Origin of the sequence: Nocardia spumae (assembly GCF_020733635.1) — a bacterium.
GTDB classification, from domain to species: Bacteria; Actinomycetota; Actinomycetes; order Mycobacteriales; family Mycobacteriaceae; genus Nocardia; species Nocardia spumae.
The window spans coordinates 2,858,028-2,875,038 of sequence record NZ_JAJFZL010000001.1; the positions used below are offsets into that span (position 1 = coordinate 2,858,028).

A 17,011-nucleotide genomic window follows, 5' to 3' on the forward strand; every position below is an offset into this window, starting at 1 on the left:
CGCCGGCCGGTCGGGTTTCGCGGCATCCCACCCGGGTACGCGGTCGACAGGCGGTCCCAGCCGGGGCCGGAGGTGTTCCGCATCGCGGAACCGGCCGAGTCGACGCGGAGGGGAGGAACAGGCAGCCGTGGGCAGCGAGCAGTTCGGTGCGGCAACGACGGTCGGTGTTCGAGTTCCCGCCGAATACCGTCAGCTGACGATGCTGCGCGCGCTCACGGAGACGGTCCTGATGCTCGCCGAGTTCGCACTCGACGAGGTGACCGATATCCAGGTGGCGATCGACGAGATCGCCACCGATCTCATCGGCGCGGCCATCGTCGGTTCCGCGTTGGACTGCGAACTCACCGTCGACCGTGGCCGAATCGCCGTATGTCTCAGCACGATCTCCGTCAAGCGAGAGGTCATCGACGAAGAGGGATTCGGCTGGCACGTGATCCGTACCGTCACCGAAACCCTGCGGACCGATATCGGGTCCTACGACCGGATCTGGGGCGGGTTCCCGATCACGGTCGAATTCGGGTGCGGCCCTGGTGGACAGTGATCTTTCCCGCCCCGCCGACAGCCATCGGTAGCGCGATGATCTCCGCGATCGGGCGGCGCACACCCTGATTGGCGGCGGTTCGCCCGGGTACCCGCCCGTCGCGGCGGCGATGACGCCGCGCGGACCGAGCACGGACAGGAGTGGACATGGTGCAGCAAGTCGGCGACTACCTCCTGCGACGCCTCCGCGACTGGGGTGTGCAGCAGGTGTTCGGATATCCCGGCGATGGCATAAACGGCCTGGTCGCGGCATTCGGGCGGGCCGGCAACGAGCCCGCGTTCATCCAGGCCCGGCACGAGGAGATGGCAGCCTTCGAAGCGGTCGGGTACGCCAAGTTCAGTGGTGCGGTCGGGGTGTGCGCCGCGACCTCGGGGCCGGGGGCGATCCACCTGCTCAACGGGCTCTACGACGCCAAGCTCGACCATGTTCCGGTGGTCGCGATCGTCGGCCAGACGGCTCGCAGCGCGATGGGCGGCAGCTACCAGCAGGAGGTCGACCTGCAGAGCCTGTACAAGGATGTGGCCAGTGACTATCTGGCCGAGGTCAATGTGGCCACCCAGTTGCCGAATGCGCTGGATCGCGCGTTCCGCGTCGCCCGTTCGCGGCGTGCGCCGACGGCGGTGATCATCCCCGCCGATCTGCAGGAGGAGCCCTACGAGGCACCGGCGCACGAATTCCAGCAGGTTCCCTCGAGCCCGCCGGGGGTCGTGAAGACGACGGTGACTCCGGGACCTGCCGATATCGAGCGCGCCGCGGATGTCCTCAACGCGGGATCGCGGGTGGCGATCCTGGCCGGGCAGGGGGCTCGCGGCGCCGCGGCCGAGCTCATCGAGCTCGCCGACCGCACCGGGGCCGGAGTGGCGAAAGCGCTGCTGGGCAAGGACGTGCTCTCCGATGAGCTTTCGTTCGTCACCGGTTCCATCGGGCTGCTGGGCACCCGGCCGAGCTACGAACTCATGCGCGACTGCGACACGTTGCTCATCGTCGGCTCGAATTTCCCCTACGCGCAATTCCTTCCGGAATTCGACCAGGCGCGGGCGATCCAGATCGACATCGACGAGGCCATGATCGGGATGCGCTATCCGACCGAGGTGAATCTCGTCGGCGACGCGAAAACCACACTGGCGGCGTTGATTCCGTTGCTGGAGCGCAAGACCGATAGAAGCTGGCGGGAGACCGTCGAATCCGGGGTGGCCCGGTGGTGGGAAACGGTGGAACGCCAAGCCATGCTCGAAGCGGAGCCGGTCAACCCCATGCGTGTGGTGTGGGAACTCTCGGACCGCATCCCGACGAATGCGATCGTCACCGCCGATTCCGGATCCTCCACCAACTGGTATGCCCGATGTCTGCGGATGCGCGGTGACATGCGCGGTTCACTGTCCGGAACCCTGGCGACCATGGGACCCGGCGTCCCCTACGCCATCGGTGCGAAATTCGCGCATCCGGACCGCCCGGTCGTCGCACTCGTCGGCGACGGCGCGATGCAGATGAACGGGCTGGCCGAACTGCTCACCATCGCCCGCTATCACCGGCAGTGGAGCGATCCGCGCCTGATCGTGTGCGTCTTCCACAACAACGATCTCAATCAGGTCACCTGGGAGCTGCGGTCCATGGGCGGTTCCCCGAAATTCGAGGAGTCACAATCACTTCCGGACACCTCGTACGCCGATGCCGCCCGGGTCTTCGGCCTGGACGCCGTCGCCGTCGACGACCCGGATGAGCTCGGTCCCGCCTGGGACCGGGCGCTGCGCGCCGACCGGCCCACGGTGCTGGATGTCCGCTGCGACCCGGAGGTACCGCCGATTCCGCCGCATGCGACCTGGGAGCAGATGAAGGCCACCGCCGAAGCGGTGCTGCGAGGGGATCCCAATGCCTGGCATCTGGTGGCGCAGGGGCTGAAAACCAAAGCGCAGGAATTCGTTCCGGCGGGCCGCGGCAGTGGTGATCGAGCGGATGGATAGCGACGCTCGCGATCTCGATCGATACGATCGCCACGAAACCGAGGCCGATCAGCTCGACCGGAATCTGTCGGGACTGCTGCAGGAGCTGCGGGTGGTCCAGACCGGGGTGCAGCTGCTCACCGGGTTCCTGCTCACGTTGCCGTTCCAGCAGCGCTTCACGACCCTGTCCACCCCGATGCGCAGTCTGTATCTGGCCGTGGTCGCGGCATCGATCGCGGCCACGGTGTTCCTGACCGCGCTCGTGGCCGCACACCGGCTGCTGTTCCGCCGGCGCCGGCTCGACCGGGTGGTGCGCGCGGGACACCACTTCGCGATGATCGGCCTGATCCTGTTGGGCCTGGCCCTCACCGGTGTCGCCGTGCTGATCTTCGACACGGTGGCGGGTGTGATCGCCGGAGCGGTGGCGGGTGTCGCCTGCGCGGCACTGTTCACGACCGTATGGGTCGGGCATCCGCTGTGGCAGCGGCTGCACCCGCCGTGACCGCGCGTCCCGGCATTACCCGGGACCCGTTCATCGACATCGCGACCCAGGTCGGAGCGACCGCACCGAATGTGGCAGGCCCGGGCCGCCTGACGGAGAGGATCGACAGCAATGGCGTCTCAGATCGGGTACAAACTGGCGGCGGAGGCATTCGGTCCGCAGGAACTGATCCGGCAAGCGATTCTCGCCGAAGCGGCCGGATTCGACTTCGTCGAGATCAGCGATCATTTCCATCCGTGGCTGGACAATCAAGGTCACTCACCGTTCGCGTGGTCGGTGCTCTCGGCGATCGCGGCTCGAACCGACCGGATCGAGCTGGCGACAGGGGTGACCTGCCCTACGGTTCGCTACCACCCCGCGATCATCGCGCAGGCCGCCGCGACGCTGGCGCTGATCTCCGACGGTCGATTCACGCTCGGGGTCGGATCCGGCGAGCGCCTGAACGAGCACGTGGTGGGCGCCGGATTCCCCGCCTCGGTACCCGGCCGCCACCGCCGGCTGCGGGAGGCCCTCGAGATCATCCGGCTGCTGTGGCGTGGTGGCTATCGGTCCTATCGTGGCGAGTATCTGCAGGTGTCGGACGCGCGGATCTTCGATCTGCCCGATCGGCTCCCGACGATCGCGGTCGCCGCCGGTGGTCCTGCCGCCGCGAGGCTGGCCGGTGAACTGGGTGACGGGTTGTTCGCTACCGAGCTGTCACCCGAACTGGTCCGGCAGTTCCGGGCATCCGGCGGGGACGGCCCACGCTATGTCGAGATACCGGTTGCCTGGGCGCGGGATGCCCACACCGGGGCGCGGGCCGCGCTCGAGACGTCACGGTGGGGGCTCACCGGATGGAAGGTCATGAGCGAACTGCCGAATCCGGCCAACTTCGCCGCGGCCACCGAGACGGTCCGCGAAGAGGACATCCGCCGCCAATTCACCTGCGGTACCGACGCCGACGACTACCTGAATGCCGTCCGCCCGTATCTCGACGCGGGGTTCGACCGCTTGGTCCTGCAGAACGCCGGCCCGGATCCGGACGGTTTCATCGGTTTCTTCGACACCGAATTGCGCGACCGGCTCCGTGAACTCGCCGATGGGCGGGTCGGCCAGAGCGTGTGACCTCTCGTATTCGGCGGTAACCGCCCGGACTTCCGATTGAACAGGGGGCCGCCGGGTATGCGCCGCGTATGGAGGTCTCGTATCCACACGGGTGGCCCGCGCGAAGCGCTCGCGAGACGTCGGCGACGCGCCCACCGGCGGCGCCGGCGAACGGCAGCGGGCCGCCGCTTCCGACTCCGCGCGGTGAACTCTCCCACGCGGTCGCCGCCGTACTGCGCGGCACGTCGGCCGCTGTCGATATCGACACCGGCGATGCCGATGCCTACGGTGACGATCTCCATCTCGCACTGCACATGTGTTACGAATTGCATTACGGCGGTTTCGCTTCCGTCGATCCAGGCTGGGAATGGGACCCCGCGCTGCTGGGGCTGCGGGCCCGCCTGGAAGACCGATTCCTGACGGCGATGCGCCGGGACGTCGCCGGGGGTTCCGATGTGGAGCGCGAGCTGGACATCCTGGTGCGCGAACCGGCCGAACCCGGCGGTGTCGGGGGTTTCCTGCTCGAGCAGGGACACTGGTGGCAGGTGTGCGAATACTTCGCGCACCGTTCCATCTACCACCTCAAGGAAGCCGATCCGTACGTCTGGGTGATTCCGCGGTTGCGCGGGACCGCCAAGGCGGGACTCGTCGCGGTCGCCTACGACGAATTCGGCGCCGGCCGGGGCGAGGACATCCATGCCCAGCTGTTCGCCGATCTGCTGGCGGGCGCCGGGATGAACAACGAATACCTGCACTATCTGGAAGCCGTGCCGGCCTCGATGCTCGCCCTGGTCAACATGATGTCGCTGTTCGGACTGCATCGGCAGCTGCGGGGCGCGCTGGTCGGCCATTTCGCGAGTGTCGAGATCGGCTCGCCGCCCGCGGCGCGCCGGATGGTGGAGACGCTGCGGCGACTGGAGGCGCATCCGGCCTGTGTGCGGTTCTACGCCGAACATGTCGAGGCCGACGCGGTGCACGAGCAGGTGATGCGCAGGGATGTGATCGGCGATATCGTCGCCCGGGAACCCGAGCTGACCGCATCCCTGGTCTTCGGTATGCAGGCGACCGAGCTGCTGGAGGGCATGTTCGGACGTGCCCTGCTGGACTGCTGGGCCGAGGGCCGCAGTTCATTGCTCCCGGTACCCGACCGGGAACGACCGGCCGAGCCGCGGTGTGAAGAGGGCGAGAGACGGTGGTGATGACCATGTCCGAGCGGCGCACGCGGGTGACGCTGACCCAGGACGGGCCCGCGCTCATCGAAGGGCCTGTCGAGTTGGTGACCGCCGACGGCCGCGTGGTCCGGTGTGATCGCTTCGTGGTCGCGGTGTGCCTGTGCCGACGGTCGGGCATCTACCCGCTGTGCGACACCTCGCACCGTCGCCATCGACGCCCGGATCACTGACGTTGTTCACGCTGCCGGAATCGCTTGGTACACAACGGGAGTCAGTCTGCCGAAGGCGGTGTGTCCGGGCGGTCGGCTCGGACGACCACCAGTTGCTCCCTCCGCTGCCCGGGAGCGAGCAGGCCCATGGCCTCCAAGTCCTTCGCGCGTGAGTTCAGCACCGGGCCGAACTCCACCACGGACCGGGACACCACGGCTGCCTTCAAACCACCCGCTCGCAGCCGGTCGATGGTCGTATCCGGATCGCACAGGGCCGAGTGCACGATCAGACCTGTCGCATTGGGCTTGAGCAGCCGGGGCAGCACCCGGCACAGCGGGTCGAGGATGTCCCGGCCCTTCGGCCCGGCGTCCCAGGCTCGCGCCGCGCCGTGGGCGGACGCGCTGTGCGGCCCCGGGACGTAGGGGGGATTGGCGAGCACCAGGTCGTAGCCGCCGTCGTCGGCGAGCAGGGTCGAGTCGGCGTGGCGCAGCGCGACCGATACCCCGCGGAGTCGGCTGTTGAGCCACGCCGAGGTCAACGCCCGCCACGATATGTCCACGGCGGTGACACTCTGCGCGCCGTTGCGCGCGGCGTGGATCGCCACGGCGCCGGTGCCGGTGCACATGTCCAGCACTCGTCCGCAGCGCGGTATCGAGGGATCCTCGGCGGCCCGCATGAGCAATGCCGTGTCGTGCTGTGGTCCGTACACCCCGGGCAGGCGCAGGAGAAACATGATCGTCGTCCTGTCTCTACGAAAGTGCGTGGTCGGTGCGATGGGTAGCGCGGTGGTCCTCAGTCGCCCCACCCGTCGACGGGATCCCTCGCTCGCACCCCCGATGCGAACTCGCGCACGCGCAGCCGGCCGCCGGCCTCGGCCGCTAGGGGAGGCGTGTTCCCACCGGCGCCGGTGCGCATACCCGTCAGCACCTCGCGCAGTGCGTCGGTGGCGTCGATCCGCGGGGACCAGCCCAGTTCGCGCCGGGCCCGTCCGGTGTCCATGATCGGAAGCTGCATCATCGCGTCGAACAGATCCGCCGGTGCGGGGACCAGGCGCAGCCGCCAGCCCACCGTCAGGGCCGCGCGGACCACACCGGGCGGAACCGACATCGTCGGTGCGCGCAGGATCTCGCCCAAGACCTTGCGGTCGATCACCGGGTCGGCGGCCAGGTTGAAAGCCCCTCGCGCATCGGGATCGACGACGGCCAGCCGGTAGGCGTGGCCGACATCGTCGGCGTGCACCGCCTGCAGTCGCAGACCCGACGGGACGGGAAGCACGGGTACGAATCCGGGCCGGAGGATCCGGCCGGGCACCAGCGGGCCGGCGAAGAGCCGGCGCTGCTCGGCCGCCGAGGCGCGCTGAAAGGTGAAGCCCGGTCGCATCCGGACCACGCGGCGATCGGGATGATCGCGTTCGAACAGATCCAGCAATCGCTCGACGTAGGCCTTCTCACGCATGTATCCGGCCGCGGGCCACCCTTCGGTCGACCAACTCTCGGTGACCGGATCATCGTGCTGGACAGGCGAATACGCGCCCACCGAGGACGCCTGAACCAGAACGGGCACGCCTGCCTCGGCGACGGCGTCCAGTACCCGGGCGGTCCCGTCGACGTTGGCTCGCCACGTGACCAATGGTCGATGGGTGGGCTGGAACAACCACGCCAGATGGATGACGGCGTCGGCTCCCCGGAACGGCGCGACGAGGTCGTCGCGCCTGATATCGACACGTTGCCATTCCACGCCGGCGAGGCTGACGCCGGGCACGCGCCGAGCCAGTCCGACGATCGAGTCGACCTCCGATGCACGCGCGAGCGCGGCGACGACCGCCGTTCCGACATTGCCGGTTGCTCCAACCACGACCACCCGCATGACGATCACCTCCGGATCGGACTGTCCTCAGCGTTCGCCTACCCTGCTGCTGCCTGCCAAAACGACCCTGCTGCTGCCTGCCGAAACGACCCTGCTGCTGCCTGCCGAAACGACCCTGCTGCTGCCTGCCGAAACGACCCTGCTGCTGCCTGCCGAAACGACTCGGATGCGGGCCGAATAGCCGACGCCGGACGGGGTAGTGCGGAACATAGGGCTGTGAGTAGGAGGTGCGCGCGGTGGTGCGGACGGTGAATCCGCAATGGAGCGATCCGCCGAGCTTCCGGCGGGCGGTGATCTACGTGGTGGCCGTACTGGTGATGACCGGAATGGTGGCCGGAATCGCGTTCGGCTGGGCCGACACGCGACCCGAATGCGCCGACGCGGACCGGACCATCTGTGATACCCCTTCGATTCTCGTGGTCGGCCTGCTGCCCGGGGTCGTGCTGCTCCTGGGTGGGATCGGCGCCTTCGTCGTCACCTTCCGCCACTGGCGCGGGGGTCGGCCGTGGCCGGTGTGGCAGGGCGCGGGCTGGTTCCTGTTCGCCCTGATGGTGGTGTATCTGGCGCTGGCCGTGGGGAGCGGATGAAGCCTCGACAGCCCTGTCGCTGTGCGCGTTCCTGTTTTCCGGGAAGGGATTTCGGGTATCCGCGTGCATACCGACAGCGGGCGGGAGGTCGCGGGATGAAATCGTCCGAGCACCACAGGAAAACAGTGTCCCGAGGCGATGCCGGTCACGATATCGAGCGGAAACACGAGCGTGTTCTCATCGTGTCCGGACCGACGCGGTGCGGCATCGCGACCGGCCATGAGCGGTCCCGGTCACCGTATGCGCCGTCGCGACCGCTGCACGCGCCGTCGCCCGGGTGCGGCGGTGTCACATCGCGGAGTATTTTCTGGCACAGCGTTATCGGCAAACTAGGGCGACACCGCCCCTGAGGCCGGTTCCTGCCGGAGGGGCGGTATCGCTCGCGCCTGTACCGTTGCGGGGCAACCGCTCAGCCGCCGGACAGCCTGCCGCTCGCGGCGGGCGGGTCGTCGTCGGCGGGCGGCTCGGGCTCGCGCCACTCCTCGGCGCGACTGGAGCGGTTGCCACGCAACGTGCCCTGTAGCTCGTGGCGCAGCTGATCGTCGTGACGGGCACCGTGTTTGGCGTTTCCTCGTTCCATGTCGTCTCCTTCCGTTGTCAGCGGTGCCGGAGCACGCCCGCGATCAGCACACGGCCAATGCGTCGCGGATCAATGCCAGATGGTGTTCGACGATCGGGGCGGCGGCGTCGGCGACCGCGGTGACCTGCGGTGCGGAGCCGTTGGCCTGCTCGCCGACGACGGCCTGCATGGTCTGGGTGTGGAATTCCTCCTGCATACGCAGCCAGGCCAGATCGAAATCATGCCCGGTTTGTCGCCCGACCGAGGTGAGCTGCTGGATCTGATCCGGGTTGGGGTCGCCCGGTAGCGCTATGCCGTTCGGGATGGCGACCGCCGCGCCCATGGCCTCCAGCCGGGCGTGGTCGGTGACGAGCATCGCCCCGAGATCGCGCACCTGTGTGCAGCTTCCCATGGTCGCGGCACGCGGGGCGGAGGCGAGTTCGGCGAGGTTGCCCTGATGGGCGGCGACGAGGAATTGCTGATCCTGGGGTGCGGGAGGGGGTGGTGCGGCGGTGCCGACCGCGGTTCCCGCGATGCCGATACCGACGGCGGCGGCAGTGGCCAGCAGCAAACCGTGAGGTGATCGCATGTGTGCCTCCTTCGTATCCGGGTATCTGCCGCCCGGATGCCCAGAGTTGCGCGTGCTACACGTCGAACGGCACGCGGAGTTCCCGGCACCGGGGCCGGCCTGCGCAAACGCCCGCTGTCGGCACCCGAACCGCGGCGCGGGGGGCGCGGTGCGGAGGGCATGGGTCTAGCGTGTCGGGTATGGCGAACAAACAGGTCACCGTGACGGTGACCGTGGACGACATCGAATGGGCCCAGCTGTGTGATGTGGCCGAATGCGCCGGTATGAGCGTGCGCGACTATCTCGCCACCAGTGTCCGCGAGGTTGCTCTACAGTCGCGCCCCCCGAGATCGCTACGCTCACACCCGATGAATCGGCGGCCGCGCCGGAGTGCCGCCGACGACGACAGCGAGACCGCGGCGTGGACCGAGAGCTTCTCCGACCGCCTGCGTCACCGGGCGGAAGCCTTCCCGGAGGTCTAGACCAGCGCGAACCGGTGCGCCGGTCGTGGCAATGCGGTCTCGCTATCTGAGCCGTTCTGCGTTTTGATGGGGTATGCGTACCCAGTACCACGAGAATCTGCGACGGCTTGCCGGGCTGTTGCACGCGATGTGCTTACAGGACCGCACTGCGATCGCGGCCGCCACGCACGCCGTGGTGGACGCCGACATCGATCAGGCCGAGGCCGCGATGGATATCGCCGTCCGGGTCGAGGGCATGCAGCAGCAGGCCGAGCAGGAAGCGATGCGGCTGCTCGCGCTGCAGGCGCCGGTGGCCGGCGAGTTACGGCAGGTGGTGAGCGCGATCCAGCTGATCGGGAATCTGCAGCGGATGGGCGCACTCGCCGGACACATCGCGGCGAGTGCGCGGCGGCGTCACCCCGACCACGTGGTGGTCGAGGCGGTGCGCCCGCTGATCTCCAAGATGGGCACCACCGCGCTGGCGATCGCCACCAGCGCCGCCGGCGTGCTCGAGTCCGGTGATCCCGATGACGCGGCCGGTCTGGAAACCCAGGACGACATCATGGACCACCTGCACGAGCAGCTGCTCGGTACCGTGCTGGATCCGGACTGGGATCACGGCGTCACCGCGGCGGTGGACCTCACGTTGCTCGGCCGCTATTACGAGCGCTTCGCCGACAATGCCGTCGAGGTGGGGCGCCGCACCATCTTCCTGTCCACGGGCGAAACCGCCGACACCTGGATCGCCGAGGACTGATCCGCGCGGTGACCCTATGTGAAGTCGGTGATGATGTAGTTCGCCGCCGCGGTCGTCCAGGTGACATCGGCGCCCGGCATGTTCTTCGCCGGATACAGCACGTGCTGGCCCTCGGGGTAGGGGGTGAGGTAGCCGATCACGCCGTTGACGGTCGTCACGAAGCGCGCGAGGTTGGCCACGGGGTTGCGCATCAGGAATTCCATCAGCTGGGCGAAGATGACATAGGTGGCATCGCCGAATCTCGCACCCTCGACGAACGAGAACGGCGAGATCCCCACATCGATGACGCGCAGCGGCGAGTCGGCCGGTGACGCGGTGATGATGTCGCCGGGATTCGCGTACTCCCGGGTCGCCACGTTCGCGGGCCAGGTGCCGTGCTGGCCGTGCAGTCCGTAGGTGGTGGCCGGGCACAGGTTGTGCACCGAATCTCCCGCTTTGCGCAGCGGATTGGCGATGAAGACGGCGAAGGCGATCTCGAGCGGACTGCCGTCGGTATTGGTGTACTGCCCCGAGGCCACCCCTTCGAGGATCTTGCTCGCGCAGATCGCGCCGAGCGAATAACTCAGCAGCGCACAGACATTCGGCGATTGCTGGATCGCCCGCACGCCCGCGGCGGTACCCTCTCGCACCGACGTGTCCAGCGACGGCCCCCACAGATCGGGATCCGGTCCGACCGATGCGGGCCACTCCGGTTCGAAGAAGCTGAAACTGTCGGTCGGCAGTAGATCGGTCACCGCGGCCAGCATGCCCGCGGGCGCTCCGTCGGCGTTCCGCGTCTCTCCGGTCCCACGCAATGTGATGATGTCGATCATCGGGTTCTCCTTACCCGCGCCGAAACTCCCCGTACGTCTACGGTAGGCCCGCGACGGCGACACGGACCACTGGAAACGCCGATCGAATTTTGCCCGTATCCGGTTGCGGTGACGGCGCTTCCACCCCCTGTCCGCCCGCTGGCGGAGTACGGTGGGCTGTTGTGAGACGAAGGCGGATCGGGTGGTGGTTGCTGACCGTCGCAGTGGCCGCGACCGTCGCCGGCTGTGGGGCGCAGCAGCCCGCGCCGGATACGCGGACCGGCACTCCGGGCCCGGCGCTGCATGTGGGTTCGGTACCGGCGGATGCCCGGACGTCGGATGTTCCCGGCGCGAACGCCGTTGTGCCGCAATGCCGGACTCCCGATCTCACCGCCGGTGCCGGTGCGGAGAGCGCCGCCGCCGGAACCGTCGCCTTCCCGATCGTATTCACCAACAACGGGTCCGATCCCTGTGCGCTCACGGGTTTTCCGGGCGTGTCCTATGCCGACGGCCCCGACGGTGGACCGGTCGGCGCGCCCGCCGCCCGCGAGGGCGCCTCGTCCGCCCCGGTCCGCTTGGCGCCCGGCGGCCAGGCCTCGGCGCTGGTGTTCGCGGTCGATGTGCACAACATTCCGGCCGAGGCGTGCCGGCCGGTGCCGGTTCCCGGTCTCCGGATCTACCCGCCCGACAACACCGCATCGCTGTATGTCACGCGCGCCGCGACAGCATGCAGTAACGGGCAGGTGACTACCACTCAGCTGCGGGTTCGCACCGTCGTGCCGGGGGCCGAAGGCCGTTGACCCGGATGATCATGGGTTTCGTTGCGGCGTCACCGATTACGACGCGGTCACGAGAAGTGCACTATCGATGACGGGGCGGGCGCGACCCCGGAGAATTGAATAGCCAGCCATCCGCACCCCGGCCCGGCTCGTGGGCCGGTCGACCTCTCGGAGGGGATTATGGTCGATTCCCTTTTTGCCGACGTGTCCGAGTTCCAAGTACCGGTCGACGATTCCTACCCGTATCAACTGTTCTCGTTCCGTTCCAACGACGGGACCTATCAGGACCACAACTTCTATCGGAACTACGCCTGGGCCGCCGCGGCCGCGGACTCCGGGCGAATAGCCTGCTTCATCGTCTACTTCTACTGGCGGCCGAACTGGCTCGATACGGTCGACAACCACCGCGGCATGGTGGGACAGGCGGGCGGACCGCATCCGAAGATGATCTCGATGATCGACGTGGAATCGGGGGGCAATCCCGGCGGCGATCAGTCCGACGGCATCAACCGCGCGTATTGGCGGCTCGCTGACTGGCTGGGCTCGACCCGCCGCGTCATCGGCTACGCCAATCGGCCCGATTTCGACAGCATGTGGCCGGTGCGCCCGGACGGGCTCAACATGATCGGCGCCGGTTACGGCAGGAACCCCAATCTGCCCGGCCAGATCGCGCATCAGTACACCGACGGCCAGGGGTACGGCGGTGGACTGCCCGAGGGCGCCTCGCCTTTCGGGAACTGCGATATGAACTCCGCCGACGGATTCTCGCCGGAGGAATTCGCCAATCAGGTCGGTGTCGGGACCGTCGCACCGGATCCGGTGACCGACATGTGGATTCAGTTCATGGGTATCGGCGGCAACGGCTGGCCGCAGCTGGCCGGGCACACACTCGTCGACGGTGTCGCCACCGTCGGGCAGACCCTCGGCCTGCCCGGGTTCGCGCCACCGCCGGGGCCGACCCAGGTGCCGTTGCCCCGCGACCCCGACGGCCGCATTCGCGACGAATGGATCCAGATGCGCGGTGTCCAGGGCGCCGGGTGGGCGCAACTCGGCGGCCGTTCGCTCGTCGACGCCATCGCGGCCATCGGGCAGAAACTCGATATCGCCGGCTTCCAGCCCCCCAATCAATAGTTACCGACGGAGTATTCGTATGCCGACAATCGCGAGCACGAACGGCCGCTTCTTCGTTATCACCGACTGTGTGCCGCAGGTGCGGGCGGCGGCTACGGCCGTCGCCGCGGGCGGCAGGCTTGCCGCCCTCACCTCGGACACCGTCTCCGAGATCACGTTTCCGGATGGTGCGTTCGCCACCGTAACCGCCTGTGCCACATCGCAAGCCGGGCCGACCGCGTGGTTCGCCACCTTCAACGGAGGGGTCCCCGACGGTTGTGTCTATGCCATCGACCTCAGTACGGGGAAGGTATCGACCGAGAACGCCAACCGAGCCGCGGCATGGACCCGATTCGTCCTCGCCGGGCCCGCATAACCCGGATTCGCCGCCTATGCCGAAACACTGGGGCACCCCGATCACCGGCTATGCCGGAAGTACGGCCGAGCGGTTCGGAGTGGGAGGAACCGATCTCGGAATCCCTTACGACCGGCACCGTTTCGAGCCGGGCGGGTCGGGATTCGTATTCGGTGACACCTTCACCGGTGACAGTCAGGGCTCCGGCACCTGGCTCGGTTCGCCGGTGCTGCTGTTCAGCACCGACGCCCCGGATACCACCACCACCACCTTCACCGCGACTCCCGGCGGAGGCCGGGCCGAGCAGGCTCTCACCTACACCCACAATGCCGACAACGGCTACGGGACCGAGGTCAGCCGGATTCCCAACGACACCTTCGTCGATCCGGACGGGCGAACCTGGCTCACCTACACCAGCGTGCACGACTGGTACGCGCCCGACGACCGCCACGGCGCGCTGTTCTGCGGGCTCGCCTGGTCCGACGACGACGGCAACACCTGGACCGACTACGCGGCTGTCTGGCCCAACGACGGCAGCGACGGGTACGGCGGCTGGAGCCCGTTCATGATGCAGTCCTTCGCCGGCATCGGGAACAACAACGGCGACGACTACCTGTACATCGTCTCGAAGGAATGGGGCCGCGGCCACAATCGCGACGGCCCGATCCTGATGCGGGTGCCGTGGCGGCAGCTCGCGAACCGCGCCGACTACGAGTTCTGGGGCTACGACGGCACGGCCTGGCGGTGGGGTAACCCCGCACCCACTCCGCTGTTCGCGGGGATGGGACCCATCGGGGAGTTGAGTGTGAAGAACCTCGCCGGCACCTGGGTCATGTCCTACTTCGATGTCGACGGCTACTGCATCTCCACCCGCACCGCACCGGCGATCGATCGGGTGTGGACCGATGCGAGAGTGCAGATCCGCGGCTCGGTCCCGTGGTGGCAATTCTGGGTCCGCGCGTTCCCGCAGCTCTACGGCGGCTACATCCACCCGCGCTCGGTCTCGCCGACCGATGTGACCCTGTATGTCTCGCAATGGAACACCACCACCGACAATCCCTATTGGGTGATGCAGTTCGATGGGATCGATCCCTGAGCGAGGAACCGGTTCACTCGCCGTGGCTGGGAATTGCGTGGGAATTGCTGCCGGGGTTGATGACATCCTGTGTCGGTGTTTCGTGATCACACCTGGGAGCCACGGGAGTTGCTGGCGCCCGGTGAGCGGTTTGCCGGTTACCTCGTCCGCGCCGTCCTGGGCGCCGGCGGCAGCAGCGAGGTCTATCTCGCCGACGATCCGCGGGAGTCGCGACCGGTGTCGCTGAAAGTTCTCGAGCCGGCCGAAAGCCGTTCTCCGGCGGTGCGGGCCGGATTCCTGCACGAGTTCGACATCCTCACCACGGTGGCGCACCGCACCATCGTGCGGATGTACGCTCACGGTGAGTTCCGGGGCCGGCTGTGGTCGGCGCACGAATACGTGGACGGCGACACCGCCGCGACATTGGATCCGGCGCCGCATCACAATCCGAATGTGGTCAGGGTGCTCGGGGTGCTGGCCGATATCGCCGAGGCGCTGGATCATATCCACGGGCTGGGCCTCGTCCATCTCGATGTGAAGCCCGCCAACTTTCTGGTGCCCCGGGCGGATCCGGCGACGGCGAAGCTGTCGGACTTCGGCACGGCTCGATGGCTGGACCGCCCCGAGTCGCCGTTGGTCGTCGACGGCCGGGTGGTCGGTTCGCTGCCGTATGCGGCTCCCGAACTCGTGCGGGGGCGGCTGGTGTGCCCGGCGACCGATCAATACGCGCTGGCGTGCTCGGCGGTCGAACTGCTCACCGGACGCCCGCCGTTCCCGGGACCCAATCCGATGATGGTGGCCGACGCTCAGGTGCACAAACCGCCGCCCGATGTGTCGGGGCGGCGGCATTGGATTCCGCGTGCGGTGGATTCGATTCTCGACCGGGCATTGGCGAAGGATCCGGCCGCGCGCTACGACTCGTGCGGAGAACCGATTCGCCTGATCGCCGCCGCCCTGCGCGATATCGCCCCGGTCGAGGAGCACTGGGGGCACTTCCGGCTCGGATTTCATTCGCGCTCCCGGTGATTCGGCTCCCGACTGCGCGGCCACCGACGGGATCGGCGAGAAGCTGTGCGCGCCCGAGCGGCTCAGTCGCCCGGGCTCACCGTCCGCGGCGGGCCGGAATACGGGCGGCGCAGCTCCGCGAATCCCGGGGTCGATGCGGCTGTGACCAGTGCTTCCAGCAGTCGAGCGCCCTGCCGCGGGCCCGGGATCTCGGTGAGTACCGGGCCGAAGAAGCCGCGGCCGCCGATGCTGATGATCGGACATCCGCCGCGCTCACCGAGAGCCCGCTGACTCGCCCGGTGCGCCTCGGTGACGGCCTCGTCCCACGCCGGATCGCCGACGGCCTCGGCCAGGGCGGGGTCCAGGTCGACGCCGGCGAGTAGCGTCGAAAGTCCTCGGGCCGTCATCGTTTCCCCGCGACCATGGGTCGCGATGCCGAATGCCGGGTAGAGCCGGCCGAATCCCTCGATGCCGTAACGCTCGGACACCGCCGCGAACAGCCGCCCGACCCGGCGCGAGCGGTCGATCATCGGCCGATGCTCCGTGTCCACCTCGTGTCCCTCGTTCAGCGCCGCCAGGCTCATCTGGCGCAGCACGGTATCGGCGTCGGCGCTGTCGCTCGCGGTGAGCAGCCACCGAGCGGTCACCCATCCGAACGGGCAGACCGGGTCGACATACAGTTCGATCTCCGCCATTTCGTCTCCTCTCGGGTCGCCCGTCCTGCGGGGCCGCCTGATACAAAAATACCCCGAGGGGTATTTGGTCGATAGGGCCAATATACCCCAGGGGGTATGAGAGGCCGAGGCGGCCGGATTCCATGCCGACTGCCGAGGTGCCCGCCCGTGCGGTCGCACCGGCGTCCACGCCGGCGGTCGGGTTCTGTGGCCGGACGATCAGCTGGAGGGTTCCAGTGCCGTCCAGTCGAAGGTCCCATCGATGATGTCCCGGGACAGGGTGACCAGCGAGAGGCCATGGGTACGGGCGTGCGTACGCAGCAGGGCCGCGGCCCGATCCGGGTCGGTGTTCAGACGACCCGCCGTCATGCCGACGGCGTGTTCGTAGCGCACGCGATCGTCGAAAACCGAGAGGGTCCGGCGAGCGAGCAATTCCGCGCGCGTGTCGTCGCTGTTCTGGCACAACGACAATGTGGTCAAATCGGCGAGCATCTGGATGGTGGCCCGGTGATCGGGACCGAACTCGGCGTGCTCGCCGAAGAACAACGCCAGGCTGCCGACCGCTCGGTCGCCCAGGATCATCGGCGCCGCGCAGACCGCGGCGAATCCGGCGCCGTCGGCGGCGCGCGACACATGCGGCCATCGGCCGTCGGCAGCCGCGTGCCCGACGACCACCACGTCCATCGAGGACATGCTCTCGGTCCAGGGGCCGTCGAGTGCGTGCGCTTCGAGCAGACGAGTCAGGTCGGGCCGCTCGTCGGTGGTCGGAAGTACGCGCACTCGACCGCGCGGGTCCACGACGACGAGCGCCGTCGCGGCGGCGTTCAGCACCTGGGCGCCCAACCGGGTGATCAGCGGAAGCATGTTCGCGATATCGGCATCGCGGACCAGGTCCGCGGTGATCTGCGACAGCGCACGCACCAACTGCTCCGGCACTGCGCGCTCCTTCGACACATTCGCAAGCTTACGATTCCGC

The 17,011-nt window shown here is 68.1% G+C and carries 22 protein-coding genes; 15 read left to right on the forward strand and 7 right to left on the reverse strand.

What is annotated here, in order from left to right:
* The first annotated feature begins 127 nt into the window (after positions 1-127).
* From LKD76_RS12595 to LKD76_RS12620, 6 genes are all read left to right on the forward strand, one after another.
* A complete protein-coding gene (locus tag LKD76_RS12595) occupies positions 128-541 on the forward strand; it encodes an anti-sigma factor (protein ID WP_227981316.1) in 414 nt (137 codons plus the stop codon).
* Between the two features lie 146 nt (positions 542-687).
* Entirely contained in the window at positions 688-2,502 is a 1,815-nt protein-coding gene (locus tag LKD76_RS12600) for a thiamine pyrophosphate-requiring protein (protein ID WP_227981318.1), read from the forward strand.
* On the forward strand, positions 2,495-2,983 hold the full coding sequence (locus LKD76_RS12605) for a DUF6328 family protein (RefSeq protein WP_227981321.1): 489 nt from the start codon (positions 2,495-2,497) through the stop codon (positions 2,981-2,983). The genes LKD76_RS12600 and LKD76_RS12605 overlap by 8 nt, the downstream gene beginning before the upstream one ends.
* 111 nt (positions 2,984-3,094) lie before the next feature.
* Complete coding sequence (locus LKD76_RS12610) at positions 3,095-4,087, forward strand: TIGR03557 family F420-dependent LLM class oxidoreductase (protein ID WP_227981323.1); 993 nt, start codon at positions 3,095-3,097, stop codon at positions 4,085-4,087.
* A gap of 68 nt (positions 4,088-4,155) precedes the next feature.
* The gene (locus LKD76_RS12615; protein ID WP_227981324.1) at positions 4,156-5,265 is read left to right on the forward strand and encodes an iron-containing redox enzyme family protein; all 1,110 of its coding nucleotides are present in this window, start codon (positions 4,156-4,158) and stop codon (positions 5,263-5,265) included.
* A 5-nt stretch (positions 5,266-5,270) separates the two neighbouring features.
* The gene (locus LKD76_RS12620; RefSeq protein ID WP_227985228.1) at positions 5,271-5,468 is read left to right on the forward strand and encodes a CDGSH iron-sulfur domain-containing protein; all 198 of its coding nucleotides are present in this window, start codon (positions 5,271-5,273) and stop codon (positions 5,466-5,468) included.
* Between the two features lie 41 nt (positions 5,469-5,509).
* Here LKD76_RS12620 and LKD76_RS12625 read toward each other — a convergent pair whose 3' ends face one another.
* Both LKD76_RS12625 and LKD76_RS12630 read right to left on the reverse strand, forming a co-directional pair.
* On the reverse strand, positions 5,510-6,181 hold the full coding sequence (locus LKD76_RS12625; protein ID WP_227981326.1) for a methyltransferase: 672 nt from the start codon (positions 6,179-6,181) through the stop codon (positions 5,510-5,512).
* Positions 6,182-6,240: 59 nt separating this feature from the next.
* Complete coding sequence (locus tag LKD76_RS12630; protein WP_227981328.1) at positions 6,241-7,314, reverse strand: NAD-dependent epimerase/dehydratase family protein; 1,074 nt, start codon at positions 7,312-7,314, stop codon at positions 6,241-6,243.
* Here LKD76_RS12630 and LKD76_RS12635 point away from each other — a divergent pair.
* Positions 7,313-7,495, forward strand: a complete 183-nt coding sequence (locus LKD76_RS12635; RefSeq protein ID WP_227981330.1) for a hypothetical protein — start codon at positions 7,313-7,315, stop codon at positions 7,493-7,495. The two genes, LKD76_RS12630 and LKD76_RS12635, sit on opposite strands and share 2 nt — an antisense overlap.
* Positions 7,496-7,550: 55 nt before the next feature.
* Positions 7,551-7,901: a hypothetical protein gene (locus LKD76_RS12640; RefSeq protein ID WP_227981332.1), complete on the forward strand. Its 351-nt coding sequence runs from the start codon at positions 7,551-7,553 to the stop codon at positions 7,899-7,901.
* A 409-nt stretch (positions 7,902-8,310) separates the two neighbouring features.
* Here LKD76_RS12640 and LKD76_RS12645 read toward each other — a convergent pair whose 3' ends face one another.
* Both LKD76_RS12645 and LKD76_RS12650 read right to left on the reverse strand, forming a co-directional pair.
* Positions 8,311-8,481, reverse strand: a complete 171-nt coding sequence (locus LKD76_RS12645) for a hypothetical protein (protein ID WP_227981334.1) — start codon at positions 8,479-8,481, stop codon at positions 8,311-8,313.
* A gap of 43 nt (positions 8,482-8,524) precedes the next feature.
* On the reverse strand, positions 8,525-9,049 hold the full coding sequence (locus LKD76_RS12650; RefSeq protein WP_227981335.1) for a DUF4142 domain-containing protein: 525 nt from the start codon (positions 9,047-9,049) through the stop codon (positions 8,525-8,527).
* A 179-nt stretch (positions 9,050-9,228) separates the two neighbouring features.
* Between LKD76_RS12650 and LKD76_RS12655 the strand changes: the two genes are divergently transcribed.
* On the forward strand, positions 9,229-9,510 hold the full coding sequence (locus LKD76_RS12655) for a hypothetical protein (protein ID WP_227981336.1): 282 nt from the start codon (positions 9,229-9,231) through the stop codon (positions 9,508-9,510).
* Positions 9,511-9,583: 73 nt separating this feature from the next.
* Entirely contained in the window at positions 9,584-10,246 is a 663-nt protein-coding gene (locus LKD76_RS12660; RefSeq protein ID WP_227981337.1) for a phosphate signaling complex PhoU family protein, read from the forward strand.
* A gap of 14 nt (positions 10,247-10,260) precedes the next feature.
* Here LKD76_RS12660 and LKD76_RS12665 read toward each other — a convergent pair whose 3' ends face one another.
* Positions 10,261-11,058 (reverse strand): hypothetical protein, encoded by a 798-nt coding sequence (locus LKD76_RS12665; protein WP_227981338.1) that lies wholly within the window; start codon positions 11,056-11,058, stop codon positions 10,261-10,263.
* Between the two features lie 161 nt (positions 11,059-11,219).
* On the opposite strand from LKD76_RS12665, the gene LKD76_RS12670 reads away from it, so the two are divergent.
* The 5 genes from LKD76_RS12670 to LKD76_RS12690 all read left to right on the forward strand — a co-directional run bounded on the left by LKD76_RS12670 (position 11,220) and on the right by LKD76_RS12690 (position 15,382).
* On the forward strand, positions 11,220-11,837 hold the full coding sequence (locus tag LKD76_RS12670) for a DUF4232 domain-containing protein (RefSeq protein WP_227981340.1): 618 nt from the start codon (positions 11,220-11,222) through the stop codon (positions 11,835-11,837).
* Positions 11,838-11,996: 159 nt separating this feature from the next.
* Positions 11,997-12,947 carry a hypothetical protein gene (locus LKD76_RS12675; protein ID WP_227981342.1) on the forward strand — a complete coding sequence of 317 codons (951 nt, stop codon included), beginning with the start codon at positions 11,997-11,999 and terminating at the stop codon, positions 12,945-12,947.
* Between the two features lie 19 nt (positions 12,948-12,966).
* The gene (locus LKD76_RS12680) at positions 12,967-13,302 is read left to right on the forward strand and encodes a hypothetical protein (RefSeq protein ID WP_227981343.1); all 336 of its coding nucleotides are present in this window, start codon (positions 12,967-12,969) and stop codon (positions 13,300-13,302) included.
* A 16-nt stretch (positions 13,303-13,318) separates the two neighbouring features.
* On the forward strand, positions 13,319-14,377 hold the full coding sequence (locus LKD76_RS12685) for a glycoside hydrolase family 183 protein (protein WP_227981344.1): 1,059 nt from the start codon (positions 13,319-13,321) through the stop codon (positions 14,375-14,377).
* 75 nt (positions 14,378-14,452) lie between these two features.
* Entirely contained in the window at positions 14,453-15,382 is a 930-nt protein-coding gene (locus tag LKD76_RS12690) for a serine/threonine-protein kinase (protein ID WP_227981345.1), read from the forward strand.
* 62 nt (positions 15,383-15,444) lie between these two features.
* Here the strand turns inward: LKD76_RS12690 and LKD76_RS12695 are convergent, their stop codons facing one another.
* Positions 15,445-16,056, reverse strand: a complete 612-nt coding sequence (locus LKD76_RS12695) for a mycothiol-dependent nitroreductase Rv2466c family protein (RefSeq protein WP_227981347.1) — start codon at positions 16,054-16,056, stop codon at positions 15,445-15,447.
* A 198-nt stretch (positions 16,057-16,254) separates the two neighbouring features.
* Positions 16,255-16,971 carry a GAF and ANTAR domain-containing protein gene (locus LKD76_RS12700; RefSeq protein ID WP_227981348.1) on the reverse strand — a complete coding sequence of 239 codons (717 nt, stop codon included), beginning with the start codon at positions 16,969-16,971 and terminating at the stop codon, positions 16,255-16,257.
* Between the last annotated feature and the right edge of the window lie 40 nt (positions 16,972-17,011).

Coding starts and splice junctions, on each gene's coding strand:
- LKD76_RS12630 (WP_227981328.1), bottom strand. CDS start 7,314: ATGCGGGTGGTCGTGGTTGGAGCAACCGGCAATGTCGGAACGGCGGTC.
- LKD76_RS12665 (WP_227981338.1), bottom strand. CDS start 11,058: ATGATCGACATCATCACATTGCGTGGGACCGGAGAGACGCGGAACGCC.
- LKD76_RS12600 (WP_227981318.1), top strand. CDS start 688: ATGGTGCAGCAAGTCGGCGACTACCTCCTGCGACGCCTCCGCGACTGG.
- LKD76_RS12655 (WP_227981336.1), top strand. CDS start 9,229: ATGGCGAACAAACAGGTCACCGTGACGGTGACCGTGGACGACATCGAA.
- LKD76_RS12605 (WP_227981321.1), top strand. CDS start 2,495: ATGGATAGCGACGCTCGCGATCTCGATCGATACGATCGCCACGAAACC.
- LKD76_RS12610 (WP_227981323.1), top strand. CDS start 3,095: ATGGCGTCTCAGATCGGGTACAAACTGGCGGCGGAGGCATTCGGTCCG.
- LKD76_RS12685 (WP_227981344.1), top strand. CDS start 13,319: ATGCCGAAACACTGGGGCACCCCGATCACCGGCTATGCCGGAAGTACG.
- LKD76_RS12625 (WP_227981326.1), bottom strand. CDS start 6,181: ATGTTTCTCCTGCGCCTGCCCGGGGTGTACGGACCACAGCACGACACG.
- LKD76_RS12650 (WP_227981335.1), bottom strand. CDS start 9,049: ATGCGATCACCTCACGGTTTGCTGCTGGCCACTGCCGCCGCCGTCGGT.
- LKD76_RS12635 (WP_227981330.1), top strand. CDS start 7,313: ATGACGATCACCTCCGGATCGGACTGTCCTCAGCGTTCGCCTACCCTG.
- LKD76_RS12680 (WP_227981343.1), top strand. CDS start 12,967: ATGCCGACAATCGCGAGCACGAACGGCCGCTTCTTCGTTATCACCGAC.
- LKD76_RS12615 (WP_227981324.1), top strand. CDS start 4,156: ATGGAGGTCTCGTATCCACACGGGTGGCCCGCGCGAAGCGCTCGCGAG.
- LKD76_RS12660 (WP_227981337.1), top strand. CDS start 9,584: ATGCGTACCCAGTACCACGAGAATCTGCGACGGCTTGCCGGGCTGTTG.
- LKD76_RS12675 (WP_227981342.1), top strand. CDS start 11,997: ATGGTCGATTCCCTTTTTGCCGACGTGTCCGAGTTCCAAGTACCGGTC.
- LKD76_RS12695 (WP_227981347.1), bottom strand. CDS start 16,056: ATGGCGGAGATCGAACTGTATGTCGACCCGGTCTGCCCGTTCGGATGG.
- LKD76_RS12645 (WP_227981334.1), bottom strand. CDS start 8,481: ATGGAACGAGGAAACGCCAAACACGGTGCCCGTCACGACGATCAGCTG.
- LKD76_RS12620 (WP_227985228.1), top strand. CDS start 5,271: ATGTCCGAGCGGCGCACGCGGGTGACGCTGACCCAGGACGGGCCCGCG.